Annotated in this window: 11 protein-coding genes and 1 other RNA gene; 7 read left to right on the forward strand and 5 right to left on the reverse strand. The window is 59.6% G+C overall.

What is annotated here, in order from left to right; all coding sequences use genetic code 11:
* Positions 1-58: 58 nt before the first annotated feature.
* Together HPT27_RS08155 and HPT27_RS08160 are read right to left on the reverse strand one after the other, a co-directional pair.
* Positions 59-1,657, reverse strand: coding sequence for an acyl-CoA synthetase (locus tag HPT27_RS08155; RefSeq protein WP_172241537.1), 1,599 nt, complete (start codon positions 1,655-1,657; stop codon positions 59-61).
* A 130-nt stretch (positions 1,658-1,787) separates the two neighbouring features.
* Complete coding sequence (locus HPT27_RS08160) at positions 1,788-3,032, reverse strand: HpcH/HpaI aldolase/citrate lyase family protein (RefSeq protein ID WP_211197898.1); 1,245 nt, start codon at positions 3,030-3,032, stop codon at positions 1,788-1,790.
* A 189-nt stretch (positions 3,033-3,221) separates the two neighbouring features.
* Here HPT27_RS08160 and HPT27_RS08165 point away from each other — a divergent pair, with 189 nt between their 5' ends.
* The 3 genes from HPT27_RS08165 (at position 3,222) to HPT27_RS08175 (ending at position 7,890) form a co-directional block, all read left to right on the forward strand.
* On the forward strand, positions 3,222-4,229 hold the full coding sequence (locus HPT27_RS08165) for an HpcH/HpaI aldolase/citrate lyase family protein (RefSeq protein ID WP_328820523.1): 1,008 nt from the start codon (positions 3,222-3,224) through the stop codon (positions 4,227-4,229).
* Positions 4,230-4,415: 186 nt separating this feature from the next.
* Positions 4,416-6,380 (forward strand): type IV pilus assembly protein FimV, encoded by a 1,965-nt coding sequence (locus HPT27_RS08170; RefSeq protein WP_172241540.1) that lies wholly within the window; start codon positions 4,416-4,418, stop codon positions 6,378-6,380.
* 232 nt (positions 6,381-6,612) lie between these two features.
* Positions 6,613-7,890, forward strand: coding sequence for a metal-dependent hydrolase family protein (locus HPT27_RS08175; RefSeq protein WP_172241543.1), 1,278 nt, complete (start codon positions 6,613-6,615; stop codon positions 7,888-7,890).
* A 74-nt stretch (positions 7,891-7,964) separates the two neighbouring features.
* Here HPT27_RS08175 and HPT27_RS08180 read toward each other — a convergent pair whose 3' ends face one another.
* From HPT27_RS08180 to HPT27_RS08190, 3 genes are read right to left on the reverse strand one after another with little or no spacing between them, the layout of a single operon-like run.
* Positions 7,965-8,921, reverse strand: coding sequence for an HlyD family secretion protein (locus HPT27_RS08180; RefSeq protein ID WP_172241546.1), 957 nt, complete (start codon positions 8,919-8,921; stop codon positions 7,965-7,967).
* The gene (locus HPT27_RS08185; protein WP_172241549.1) at positions 8,918-9,601 is read right to left on the reverse strand and encodes a zf-HC2 domain-containing protein; all 684 of its coding nucleotides are present in this window, start codon (positions 9,599-9,601) and stop codon (positions 8,918-8,920) included. The genes HPT27_RS08180 and HPT27_RS08185 overlap by 4 nt, the downstream gene beginning before the upstream one ends.
* Complete coding sequence (locus HPT27_RS08190) at positions 9,591-10,145, reverse strand: RNA polymerase sigma factor (protein WP_172241552.1); 555 nt, start codon at positions 10,143-10,145, stop codon at positions 9,591-9,593. The genes HPT27_RS08185 and HPT27_RS08190 overlap by 11 nt, the downstream gene beginning before the upstream one ends.
* Positions 10,146-10,515: 370 nt before the next feature.
* On the opposite strand from HPT27_RS08190, the gene HPT27_RS08195 reads away from it, so the two are divergent.
* From HPT27_RS08195 to mraZ, 4 genes are all read left to right on the forward strand, one after another.
* On the forward strand, positions 10,516-11,766 hold the full coding sequence (locus tag HPT27_RS08195) for a DUF819 family protein (RefSeq protein WP_172241555.1): 1,251 nt from the start codon (positions 10,516-10,518) through the stop codon (positions 11,764-11,766).
* A 72-nt stretch (positions 11,767-11,838) separates the two neighbouring features.
* Positions 11,839-12,249: an HIT domain-containing protein gene (locus HPT27_RS08200; RefSeq protein WP_172241557.1), complete on the forward strand. Its 411-nt coding sequence runs from the start codon at positions 11,839-11,841 to the stop codon at positions 12,247-12,249.
* Between the two features lie 112 nt (positions 12,250-12,361).
* Positions 12,362-12,748: RNase P RNA component class A (gene rnpB / locus HPT27_RS08205), an RNA gene on the forward strand.
* Between the two features lie 294 nt (positions 12,749-13,042).
* Complete coding sequence (mraZ, locus tag HPT27_RS08210) at positions 13,043-13,489, forward strand: division/cell wall cluster transcriptional repressor MraZ (protein WP_172241559.1); 447 nt, start codon at positions 13,043-13,045, stop codon at positions 13,487-13,489.
* Positions 13,490-13,496: the final 7 nt, after the last annotated feature.

Consider the following 13,496-nt stretch of genomic DNA (forward strand, 5'->3'; position numbering starts at 1 on the left):
TCAAATCGTTGCCATTCATGCTTCGACAAGCTCAGCACGAACGGCGCTTTATATTTCGTCAGGCCGGCAACTGCTTCAGCAAATCCTTGCGCAGCACTTTGCCGTTCTTGGTGCGCGGAAAATCGTCGAAAAAGAAAATCCGTTTCGGCACTTTGTACGCGGCAAGTTCTTTTTCGGCGAAGGCGAGCAGATCGGCTTCGGTGGCGTGGCTGCCCGGGCGGCGGATGACGCAGGCAACCACCAAGGTCTTGCTGGCGTCAATCTGCTGACCGAGCGCAACGCAATCGCCGACGCCGTCATGGCTTTTCAGCACGCGCTCGATTTCGTGCGGGCTGACCCGATAGCCGAACGATTTAATCACATCGTCCTTGCGGCCCATGAACCAGATGTAGCCGTCTTCGTCTTCCCAGGCGTAATCGCCGGTGAGGAAGTAGCCGCCACGGCGCAGCTTGGCGTTTTCTTCCGGCAGCTGCCAGTAGGACAGGAACAGACCCGGATCAGATTCCGGAATGCCGATCATGCCTTCTTCGCCGCGCGGCACCGGTTGCAGATCTTCGTCAAGCAATTGAATGTTGTGGCCGGGCTGACGGACACCGGCAGCGCCCGGCCGCGGTGTCCGGCTCGGCGGATGCGAGATGTAATAGGAAAATTCGCTCATGCCGATCGCTTCAAAAATCGGCTGGCCGAAACGCTCTTGCCACGCGGTCAGCACATCATCGGACAGGTGCTCGCCCGCGCACATGCAATGCCGCAGCGTTGGCACATCGGCTTTGCTGGTCGCTGTCTTTTGCAAGATCTGGCGATAGACCGTCGGCACGCCGATAAAAATTGTGCACTGGTGTTTGGCGATCAAACGGGTCCACAAGCCGGGATCGTTCGGGCCTTCATAGGCGATGACGGTGTGGCCGTGATAGAGCGGGTCCATCAGCGCGGTGCCGAGCACATAGGTCCAGTTGAATTTGCCGGAGTGCAGGATGCGATCCTGACCTTTGAAGTCGAACCAATTGGTGGCGGCCGGCACCCGGCCGAGCAAGGCGCGGTGCGCATGCAACACGCCTTTCGGGTAGCCGGTGGTGCCAGAGGTGTAGACGAGATAGGCCGGATCATCGGCCTTGGTCGCCACCGCTTTCTTCAGTGGTGCGTGCTTACGCAGCAGATCATTGAAGGCATGCAGTTCGGCTTTGCTGCGTGGTAAGCCAACCGGCAAGCGGTCACAGCCAGACAGGATGACATGCTTGAGTGTACTGACCTGACCAAGCTGCTCGACCAGTTCCAGCCACATATTGACGTGGGTCACCAGAATTTCGGCGCCGGAGTCTTTTGCCAGATAGGCCAGCTCACTGGCGGTCAGCAGTGATGACGACGGCACCGCGATGCCGCCGGCCTTCATCGTGCCGAAGAAGGTAACCGGATAGGCAATCGAGTTCGGCAAACGGATCAGCACGCGGCTTTCGCGTTTGACCCCGAGCGCGAGCAGCGCTGCGCCAAGTTGCGAGCTTTGCTCGGCGAGCTGGGCGTAGGTGACGCGCTCTTCGCCGCGCTCGGCATCTTCGACGATCATCGCGTAATGCGCGGCGCGTTCGCCATGGGCGTGCCGATCGGTACAGGCGGTGCCGATATTGAAATGTTCCGGGATATTCCACTGCCAGTCGGACATGGTGTTGCTCTCGGTTGCCAAATGTCGGGTCCGCTGTGCTTGACCCGCCCTACGATATCTTGAAATGCTCACGCGAGCTTGCGCTCGCGACCCCACCCTAGCCCTCCCCTTGGCAGGGGAGGGAACGCATTTATACGAGACCGTACGGCCAGTTTTCGCGGATCGTGTGTACTGGCAGTTTCTTCAGTACTTCGATCGCAAACAGCTTTTGCTCGGCCGGCAGCGCGTTCAGCGCGTTGGCGCGCAGCAGGGTTTGCAGCGCCTTGCCGAACATCGGTGGGTCGAGCATTTCGCCTTCGAAGCGGATGGCGCCGCCGAGCAGGGCGTCGGCATCAATCGCGGCTTTGAGAATGTTGACGTCGCGCTGGATGCGCATCGGTGACGGCGTGAACGCGACTTTGCACAGATGAATGTGGCCGGGATGAATAACCTGTTTCCCGGTCAAACCCATCTGCGCTTCTTCGACGGCGTGGGCGTACACGATTTGCGCTTCGCGGTCGCCGTGCAGATCGAGCCAGCGGCGGATGTCGTGCGGTTCGATGTAGGTTTCCGGCATCGCGCTGGCATTAAGCAGCACTTCGACGCCGCCGATCACGCCTTTACCAGCGATACGGGCTTCGAACAGCAGCATCATCAGATAGGTGCGCAGCTCGTTGATCCAGTTCTCGGGCGTCAGGTGAATCGCCATTGCTTTCGAGAAGTCGTGGATACCGAACACCACGTGCTTGACGGTGGCGAACTGCATCATCTCCGGAGCAATCTTCAGGCTGCGCGGGTGCTCGATAATCGGCTGGATGGTGATGGACGGGTTGACGTTGACCAGCCAGCCGCTCAAATCACGAATCTCCGCGGCGCCGTAGACCTCACCGGCCTTGGCCAGAATGATCACGTCGATAAACGGCGACATGTCCTTGATGAGTTCGAGATCTTTCTCGTACTCGGCGGTGCGGAACGGGTTGATGCGCAGGGCAATCTGGAAGCCGCGGTCTTTTGCTTCGCCGAACGAAGCGAGCTCCTGACGCAGCAGATCGCGCGACATTTCTTTCTGCCGGCAGCCGTCTTCCAAGTCGAACAGCAGGGTGTGTGCCTTGCACTCACGCGCGTATTTGCGCATGCGCTCGGCAGCCTGCTCCATGGTTTCGTAGATACCCTGGGCCGGGTTGTACTTCACCGGCGGGTAATAGAGCTGGATGCCCGGCCATGGGCCGCCCAGCACCAATTCCTCGTTGATGGTTTTGAGAAATGCGTGTTCTGCCATCATGCCGACTGCCCTCCTGCGGTCTGGTCTGCACCGGCTCTCACCCTCCGCAAAGCGAGAAGCCGGGCGTCCCGGCACTGGTCGGGCCGGGCGGTTCCGTCGAATATAACGATTCAAACGCTCATTTGAAATACCCGTTTGAAATGTTTGTTTACTGTGCTATCAATACAGGCTCGGAGAGGCCGGCCCGGCCGGTTCAGGCGCCTACGACCAAAGCAGTAGCGGCGCTTTTCCTCGCTAAAACTCGGGCAAAATGCCCACCGGACCTTGATCCCCGGAATTCAGACCTGTCGCAAGGAGACCACCGTGACCCCACCTGCAGTGAATCGGCCCGTGCACCCTGATGTCGCCCTGTTTGAAGGCGAGCGCCCGTTTCCGGCGCTGGCCAGCTGCGAGCATTTTGCTGGCAGCGAGAAGCTCATCAACAAGGCCCTTCAGCTGCAGAACGAGCTTGGCCCCATCTTCGACATCACCTGTGACTGCGAAGACGGCGCCCAGGCCGGCAAAGAGACCGAGCATGCCGAAATGGTCGCGGCGGTCATCAATTCCGACGCCAACAAACACCATCGCGCCGGCGTCCGCATTCACGATTACAGCCACGAATTCTGGCGCAAGGATGTCGACATCCTGCTGAAAGCCGCTGGCGAACGTATCGCCTATATCACCATTCCCAAGTGCACCAATGCCCGTCAGGCCGAGGACATGGTGACCTACATCCAGGACAAGTGCCGGCAGCTGCATCTGAAACGCGAAGTGCCGATCCACGTCCTTATTGAAACCCATGGTGCGCTGCACGAAGTGTGGCAGATTGCCACGCTGCCATGGGTCGAGGTATTGGACTTTGGCATGATGGACTTTGTCTCCGGCCACCACGGGGCTATTCCGGCCTCGTGCATGCGCTCGCCGGGCCAGTTCGATCACCCGCTGCTGGCCCGCGCCAAAACCGAGATGGTGGCTGCCGCGCTGGCCAATGGCGTGGTCCCGGCCCACAACGTTACGCTCGATTTGAAGAACCCGGAACAGACCCGTGCCGATGCCCATCGCGCCCGTTATGAATTTGGTTTCTTGCGGCAATGGTCGATTTACCCGACCCAGATCCAGGCCATTGTCGATGCCATGAAACCGGACTTCTCCGAGATTCAGGACGGCGCCGAAATTCTGCTGGCCGCACAGGCCAATCACTGGGGTCCCATCCAGCACAAAGGCGAACTGCACGACCGCGCTACCTATCGTTACTTCTGGACGCTGCTGAAGCGCGCCAAGCTGACCGGCGCGCCGATATCGGCGGAAGCAACCAAGGCCTTTTTCAGCTAAAAGTTCGCATAGCGCACGTTCGTTAGACCGTCCGCGCCATTACACAAATCCGCACAGGAACGGCTTTGCAAAACCGCCGAGCCGTTCCCATACTGTCTTTGTTGGCCGTTATCCCGGACGGCGACGCTGCCTGCGGGCAGATGCTTACTACAAGCATGCACAAGGACTTGCACAAGGATTCGTGTCATGGCGCCGTACCGCTTGTCACTGTCCGCCCTGTTGATAGGGCTGTCATTCAGTCAACCCGCGTTGCCGTTGGGCTTTGGTGATTTGCAGCTGCAGTCGCAGCTCAATCAACCGCTGCAAGCGGAAATCCCCATTCTCGGTGTACCAGCCTATGCCGCCGACTCGGTCAAGGTCCGGCTCGGCAAGCGCGAAGATTTCGCCGCACTCGGTTACGACTACCTGCCGGAAATTGACGATGTCCGCACCGAATTGCTGGTGCGCGACAACCGGTTGGTACTGCAACTGAGCAGCCGGCGCGCGCTGCGCGAACCCTTGCTCAATCTGGTGCTGGTCGCGGAAGAGGGTAGCACCCGCTACCTGCGCGATTACGCCGTGCTGCTGGACCTGCCGGGCACGCCAGCGCCGGCCACCATTCCGGCGACTAGCCTTGCCACTGCACCGACTGCCGCCGCGACTACCAGCACGCCTGTGAGCGCGAATCGCATTCCTGATACTGCAGCCAGCGTTGCTACTTCTGCAGCGATCAATGAACTGCCACCGTCAGCGGAGCACGCGCCGGTGACTCATTTGCCGGCAGAAAAAACGGCGAACCCGGCGGTCAATCAGAATCCGCCAGCCGCTCTCGTCAGTACGTCATCTGCCAACAGTAATGCGACGGCGGAAACCGTGTACGGGCCAACCCGGCCCGGTGAAAGTTTGTCGACCATAGCCCATCGGCTCGGCAAGGCGCGCGGCGATGAATGGCATGCCTTCGGTGTCGCGCTGTATCAGGCCAATCGCGATGCTTTTATCGCCGGCGATCCCAATCGTTTGAAAATGGCCATGCCGCTGAAACTGCCGAGTGCAGCCGAGGTGCAAAATTATCAGCGGCAAGACTGGCTGGCGCTGTTCAATGCCAATCGCGCCGCTGGGCAATCACAGGTGGCCAGCACGGCAACTGAGACCGTCATCACGACGGTGGCGCCGCCGGCGAAGTCGGTGAGCGTCGATGGCAATGCCGGTGCGCAGGCAGTGAAATCATCGACGGCTGGTTCCAGTACAACAATAGTTGCCACCGCACGTTCAGCAACAGACTCCGCGGCCGTCAATCTGCAGCAGTTGCAACAGGAAAACCTCAGCCTGAAAACGGATCTGCAAGCCGCAACGGCACGGTTGCAGGCGCTGGAAACCCAGCTGAACCAGATGGACAGTCGCTACGCCGAACTCATGCAGCGCGAAACGGAAAGAATGAATTCAGCGGCGACAGCAAACTCGGCCACTGTATCGCCTTCCGTGACAGAAACCGCCGCCGGCTCAGAACAGGCTGTGACAACCGAATCGCCGACGGCGAGCGAACAAGCTGCCGAGCAAGCCGCTACTACCTTCGTCGCAGCTGAACCCGTCACGGTGCGCGTCAACGACACGCTGGCGGAATCTTCCAACGCGAACCAAGCCGTCAGCGAAACCGGAGACGCGGCGACGCCGTCGGGTGAGCAGCCGTGGCGCGGTGTGATCTGGGGCCTGCTGACGGTGTTTGCGCTCAGCCTGGCTGGCGTGCTGTTCTGGCAATGGTCGGAGCGTCGGGCTCAGGTACTGCCGGTGCGCAGCAAACCACGGGCACCGCGTGAACCGCGGCCGGTGTTGCCGCTGGCCGATGCCGAAGAGTCCGCGCAAGTGCCGATCGATGCCAACGCGCCGGATCGGCGCACGCTGAAACTCAAGCAGGTGCAGGCGGCGCTGGAAACGTATGTTTCCTATCAACGGTTTGATCGGGCACTGGAAATGCTTGAGCAGGAAATGCATATCGCCGGTGATGATCTGATGCTGCGCCGGCAATTGCAGCGGCTGCAAAAGCAAGTCCGGCACGATCAGCTGGAGTGGCAGCAGGAGCATCAGGAGCAGCTCAGCGAGCAGTTTGATCGCGCCACCGTTACCCATGTTGACAAGCCGGTCAGCCGCGATGACGGCAAGAAGACCTCCGGCTGACGCGTAACGACAGCTCTGCTTACCGGTGCGCCGCCATGGCGCGCTCGGAATGAAAGAGCGGTTTTGTCGCACCGCCGCAAATTGAGATCAGACAAAGGCCGGGATTTTTCCCGGCCTTTGTCGTTTGACGGTGCTGCCGTACTCGCTACACTCGGACCTCGCGTTCTAGCCTCACCTGGCTTTCTGCTTACACATCGCCGTCCACTCACACAACTCGAACTGAGGTCTGCCCATGTCCTTCCGCCTTTCCACTACCGCGCTGCTGCTGCTCGCTGGCGCTGTCCATGCCGACACCCTGATTCACGCCGGCAAACTGATCGATACCGAACACGGCACCGTGCAAAGCCAGATGTCCATCATCATCAAGGACAACCGGATCGCCGAGGTCAAGGCCGGCTATGTTGATCCGCAAGGCTACAGCCCGTATTTCAACCTGCAGGACAGCACTGTCATGCCGGGTCTCATCGACATGCATGTCCACGTTTCACATGAAAACAGCCCGACCTCGTACACCGAACCGTTCTTCCTGAACCCGGCCGACTTTGCCCTGCACGCAACCCAGTATCTGCAGCGCACGCTCCACGCCGGCTTCACCACGGTGCGAGACCTTGGCGCCTCCGATGGCCTGAACCTGAGTCTGCGCGATGCCGTCAAAAAAGGCTGGATTGTCGGCCCGCGCATTTTCGCTGCCGGCAAAGCCATTGGCACCACCGGGGGTCACGCCGACCCGACCAATGGTGTCAACATGGAGCTGCGGGAAAATCCGGGCCCGGATGAAGGCGTGATCAACGGCGCCGATGACGCCCGCAAAGCCGTGCGCCAGCGCTACAAGGAAGGCGCCGACGTGATCAAAATCACCGCCACCGGCGGCGTGCTAAGCCTGGCCAAAAATGGCCAGAATCCGCAATTCATGGACGACGAACTGAAAGCCATTGTCGACACCGCCAAGGATTACGGCTTTGCGGTCGCCGTGCATGCACACGGCAAGGAAGGCATGCTGCGGGCAGTCAAAGCCGGCGTTGATTCGATCGAGCACGGCACCTACATGGACGATGAAGTGATCAAGGAAATGAAAAAGCACGGCACCTGGTATGTGCCGACCATTTCCGCCGGCAAGTTCGTTTCCGACAAAGCCAAAATCGATGGCTACTTCCCGGAAGTCGTGCGGCCAAAAGCCGCCGCCATCGGCGCTGAGATTCAGAAGACGTTTGCCAAAGCCTACAAAGCCGGCGTCAAGATTGCCTTCGGTACCGATGCCGGTGTCGGCCCGCACGGCAGCAACGCCATGGAATTTGTCTACATGGTCGAAGCCGGCATGACCCCGATGGATGCGATCAAGTCCGCGACCATCAATGCCGCGACGCTGCTGCGTCAGGAAAAGGATCTCGGCAGCATCAGCGCCGGCAAATACGCCGACTTGGTGGCCGTCAAAGGCGACCCGCTGCAAGACATCAAGCTGATGACGCAGTTGGGCTTTGTCATGAAGGAAGGCGTGGTTTACAAGCAGTGATGTCAGTGAGGCTGCTGACGCAACAAACAAAACGGGGCGCCTTGCGCCCCGTTTTGTTTTATACCGAGCCAGCTTCAGAAGTTGTAGCTGATCGCTTTCTTCTGCAGCACGCCGGCGGTTTGATTGCCGCTGGCACAGGCATCGAGGTCGGTCTTCTTGATGACCCAGATCTTGTGCTTGGCTTCGCTGTCACCCGAGGCATCGCGCAGTACGAAGCTGACGGCTTCGCCGGCGCCGAGACGACGGGTTGAGCCGGCGTAATTGCACAGCGCGTCCAGCAACTGGTTTTCGGTTTCCTGCAGCTTGGCGGCCCACTTTTGCTTCTGGTCATTGCGCAGGGCTTCGGCCTTGGTGCGGAATTGTTGTTGCGCCGCTTCAAAGCTTTGCCGCGATTTTTCCAGGTTGGCTTTCAGTTTGTCCTTGTCGGCCTGGCTCAGATCTTTTTTCTTGCGTACGGCATCGGCGTAAGCGCGTTGCTGATCGCGGTAGTCGCGGGCCGCTTTGCGTTGGCTGTCGCGTAGCGCCCGGAACTGCTCCTGTGTTTGCTTGTCGATGCCGCCACTGTAACCCATCTCGCTCATCGCTTCCTGAGCGGCGCTCATGGCTTCTTCAACGACGGACTCCATTTCTTCGGTATCGACCATGTCTTCCGGGTCCGGCGCGTCTTCGTCGTCATCTCCGCTCCAGGCGAGTGCCGGCATCGGTGCCAGCGGTGCCATCGGCGGCAGCGGTGCGCCGAACATCTGGCCGTAGTGGGCGCCCGGCAGGTTGATGTCGAACACCATGCCTTGACCGGCCAGATAAATGCCTTCGATGCTGATGCCGCCATGTTCCCAGCGACCGCCGCGGGATTTGGGTGCGGTTGCGGTTTCCAATACCTGACCGAGGATCTGCACATCTTTGCTGATGGCGGTGTAATCGGCTGCGCTGGCGCTGACGCCAAACAGAGTCGCGCTGGCGGCCAACATGGCGGTCAGGACGGTTGCCAATTTGGCGACCGGGCGACCCTTCAATACAGCAGTACGGTTCATAATGCCTCCGAGTTAGTGGGGTTTTGCAAGGACGCCTTGAGCGCGCGCAACTCAAGCCGACTTTGTTGTTGAGTGGTTAACAAATCGCTGAAAGCTTTCACCTGCAGCGCCTGGTCTTGATCGCGAACGGTCTTCCAGTAATTGACCCATTGCGCGAGATCCTGTTGTTGCTGATCGCGGGCGTAATTGACCACCGCGGTCATCATTTTCTGACTGTCTTGCTGGCGGGTGATGTCCCAGGCCGCAAGCTGATTGGTAATGGTCAGTTGCTGCTGTTCCTTGAACTGGTTCAGCCGCTGTTCCAGCGCTTCGGCCGTCAGCATTTGACTGGCAGCCGGTTTCGGCGCACCACCAAAGCTGATGCGCAGACCGTGGTCGTCGCTGCTGATGTCCACTTTTGCCACGACCAGCAACAGGGTCAGCGCCGAGGTGGCAAGCGACGTCCATTGCAGCCATTGGCCGCGTTGTTTTTCCGGTACGGCAAACGCGGTGCGATGCCATTCCGGTACCGACAGATCGCGCCATTGCCGGGCTTGGCTGGTGAGGCTGTCCAGCGCTGCCAGATCGGCGCGACATTGCGCGCATTGCTGCAAGTGTTCGGCAACCTGATGCTGCTCGGTCTCGGGCAGCGAGTGCTCGCGAAAATCGCTGAGCAGAAGACCGGCTTCGTCACAACGCATGTTTAAGCTCCTCATGACCGCGCAAATGCTGGAGCGCGGTATACAGCCGGGTTTTCGCGGTGTTTTCCGGAATGCCCAGATGTTTGCCAATTTCGTCAAAAGTCAGGTGCTGGAAAAATTTCAGTTCCACCACCATTCGCTGTTCATTGCTGAGGCCGGCCATCAGCCGCAGCAGCGTGGCGCGCAGACTGTCTTGCTCGGCACTGTCGTGACTGGATTCGGTCGCGACATGCTCTTCATCGACCTCGGCGGCGCGATGCAGCGGATTGCCACGTCGGCGGCGCAAGAAATCCACCGCCCGGTTGGCGACGATGCGCAGCAGCCAGGCGGCAAACACGCCCTCTGCCCGGTAATTGGGCAGGTTGCGGTAGACCGCCAGAAATGCTTCCTGCATCAGGTCAAGCGCATCCTGCCGGTTGCCGGTCATCCGGTAGGCGAGGTTGTAAACCCGCTTTTCGTGGCGCCGAACCAGACTCAGCCAGGCGCGCTGTGATCCCCCCAGCGCCTTGGCAATCAGTTCGCCGTCGTCTGCTATTCCGAACATGGTTATCCGTTTTTCTGGTCTGGACCGGCTTTCCGATCCGTCTATGCTGATTGTCGTAGCCGGCCGACAAATAGTTTGCGCGATCCGGAAAAAAGACCTGCTGGCGCCGCCGGCCGCCAGCGCGGCTGTGCAGATCGGGGCTGCTGCGACGCAGCAGTAAGGCAGTCGGACCGCCCGGGCCTGACAGTCTGACGGCTGATCTGGTCGATCGCTGGCCGGTCGCTGGCCGATTGCTGTCTGTCAGCTGCCGGACAGCTGCATGCTATAGTCCGGCCCGGTTCAGGCTGCACTCGAAACAGCCTCCGAACCTGCCTCGACGGCGCCGTGATGGCGCCGTCTTCCGTTGACACCACCCGCATGCAGACCGGTTATGGAACGCACAGTCCTGATTAACAATGATGTCGTCGTAATGGGCCTGCTGGCCCTGATCCTCGCGCTGGTGTTCAGCAGCTCGCGCAGCCAGTGGTCACCTTTGAAGACGTTCTACACCTATGTGCCGGCGATTTTCCTGTGCTATTTCCTGCCGTCGCTGCTGAACACGTTTGGCATCATCGATGGCAGTGCCTCCAATCTCTACCCGGTTGCGCGCAATTATTTTCTGCCGGCCAGCCTCGTGTTGCTGACCATGAGCGTCGATTTGAAGCGCTTGCTGGCACTTGGTCCGAAAGCCTTGGTGATGTTTCTCACCGGCACGCTCGGCGTGATGATCGGCGGCCCGCTGATTTTGTACATTTACTCGCTGATTTCGCCAGAACAGGTGACTGGCACCGGGCCGGATGCGCTGTGGCGCGGTCTCGCCACCATCGCCGGCAGCTGGGTCGGTGGCGCTGCCAATCAAGCGGCGCTGCGCGAAACCTATAACACACCGACTGACCTGTTCTCGGTGATGGTGACCATCGACATCATCATTGGCAATCTGTGGATGGCGTTTCTGTTTTTTCTGATTGGCAACTCCAGCCGGCTTGACCGCTGGTTGCAGGCCGACACCCGCGCCATTGATGAGGTGCGGGCAACGGTTGAGCAATTCCAGGCCGAGCACAAACGCGAAATGACCCTGAACGATCTGATGATCATGGTCGGGCTGGCAATTGGCGTTACCGGTTTGGCGCATTGGCTCGCGGGCTTCGTCGCCAGTTATATTGGCGAGCATGCGCCGTATTTGAAGACGTGGAGCCTCGACAGCACGTTTCTGTGGGTCGTGATACTGGCGACGGCCGGTGGCCTCGGTCTGTCATTTACCCGCGCCCGCCGACTCGAAGGCGTTGGCGCGTCCAAAATCGGTTCCGGCTTTTTGTACATCCTGATCGCCACCGTCGGCATGCAGATGAATATCGCGGCGATAGCCGAGCACTGGCAATTGTTCTTTGTCGGCCTGTTCTGGATTCTGACCCACGGCGCGCTGCTGTTTCTGGTCGCCAAGCTGATCCGGGCGCCGCTGTTTTTCCTCTGCGTTGGCTCGCAAGCCAATATCGGCGCAGCGGCATCAGCGCCGGTGGTTGCGGCAGCGTTTCATCCGTCGCTGGCACCCGTCGGCGTGCTGCTGGCGGTGTTTGGTTATGTGCTCGGCACTTATGGCGGCTACATGTGCGCGGAAATGATGCGCCTGGTTTCAGGTGGTTGATTGGTCTCGGGTGATAGATTGGTTTCGGGTTGTGGATTGGTAGCAGTGGCTGATTGGCAGCAGGTGATTGAAATGAATGATTTCGTTTTGCACGAACGCTTGGCGGCCGATTGCCTCATCGTTGGCGACTGGCCGCTGTGTCGCGTGCTGTTGATGAACGACAGCAATTACCCGTGGCTGATTCTGGTGCCGCGCCGGCCGGATCTGCGCGAGATTTACCAGCTGGATGCCGCTGATCGCACGCAGTTTCTCGCCGAGTCGTGCACGCTGGGCGAAGCGCTGATGCAGCAGTTTGCCGGCGATAAACTGAACGTGGCTGCACTCGGCAACATGGTGCCGCAGCTGCATATTCATCACATTGTGCGCAAAGTCGGTGATGCAGCGTGGCCGGCGCCGGTGTGGGGCAAGGTGCCGGCGCTGCCGTATGCACCGGCAGCGGCGGACGCGTTGCTGAAGACCTTGCGGGCGAAGCTGTCGCTGTAAGCGCCGGTATTTCCGTCGGTCGTTAGCGAAGCGCTTACTTTCTGCACGATTCTTGTCGCTAACAAAAATTCGCGCTGCGGTCTTTGCCGGCTTTCGGCTAAGATCGCCGCTGGGAGTCGGCCAGACAGTCGCTGGTGCCGCAAGGTGCTGGAGGAAAGTCCGGACTCCATAGGGCAGGGTGCCAGGTAACGCCTGGACGGCGCGAGCCGATGGAAAGTGCAACAGAAAGATACCGCCGATGTGGCTTGTCCGAGCTGGGACTGGAAACAGGAACAGAACGGAAACGGTCGCAGGTAAGGGTGAAATGGTGCGGTAAGAGCGCACCGCGTCCCTGGCAACAGGCGATGGCACGGCAAACCCCACCCGGAGCAAGACCAAATAGGCGTCCAATGGCGTGGCCCGCGCTGGACGCGGGTAGGTTGCTTGAGCCGACTGGTGACAGGCGGCCCAGAGGAATGACTGTCCTCGACAGAATCCGGCTTATCGGCCGACTCCCTTCTTTTCACCTCCCTTTCGTTCCGGTGCGCCAGGGCAGGCGCTTCCTGACCAAACTTAAAGTGAATTCTCACGTTCCATGCACAAGAGTTTGATTTCGTTTTCTTCCTTCCAACTGGTACTTATCCACAAGCTGTGATCCAGCGCTAAGTCCTTGTCAAACAAGCGTTATTTCCCCGAATTAAAGCGGGAATTTGCTTGACGGTGATCACCCTCGTTTCTATAGTGGCGAAAAGTGGGGAAACGTGTCGTTTTGTGGATCACGTTTCAGGTTCAACCGGACAGGACAGTCAAACCAGTGTTTCGTGGGGCAAGTGCCATCTCGGTAGACGCAAAGGGCCGCATCGCCATGCCAGCCCGGCACCGTGACGCCCTGCAAAACCTCTGCGCCGGTCAGCTGGTCATCACCCGCGATTTGAGCCTGCCATGCCTGCTGGTGTTTCCGATGCCGGCCTGGGAACGGCTCGAGCAAGACCTTGAGAAGTTGTCGAACACCAACCCGGTGCACCAACGCATCAAACGCATCCTGATGGGTTTTGCCACCGAAATCGAGCTCGACAGCGCCGGCCGCATGCTGTTGCCGCAAGTGCTGCGCGAGCAGTGCGGCATGACCAAGGACGCGATGTTGGTCGGTCAAGGCAAAGTGTTCCAGCTCTGGGATGCCGGTCGTTGGGATGAACAGATCCGGGTCGATATCGAGGCCCACGGTACTGATACCGCTGAATTACCAGCGCTCTCGTTCTAAGGGGACA

Origin of the sequence: Permianibacter fluminis, assembly GCF_013179735.1 — a bacterium.
Lineage (GTDB): Bacteria > Pseudomonadota > Gammaproteobacteria > Enterobacterales > Permianibacteraceae > Permianibacter > Permianibacter fluminis.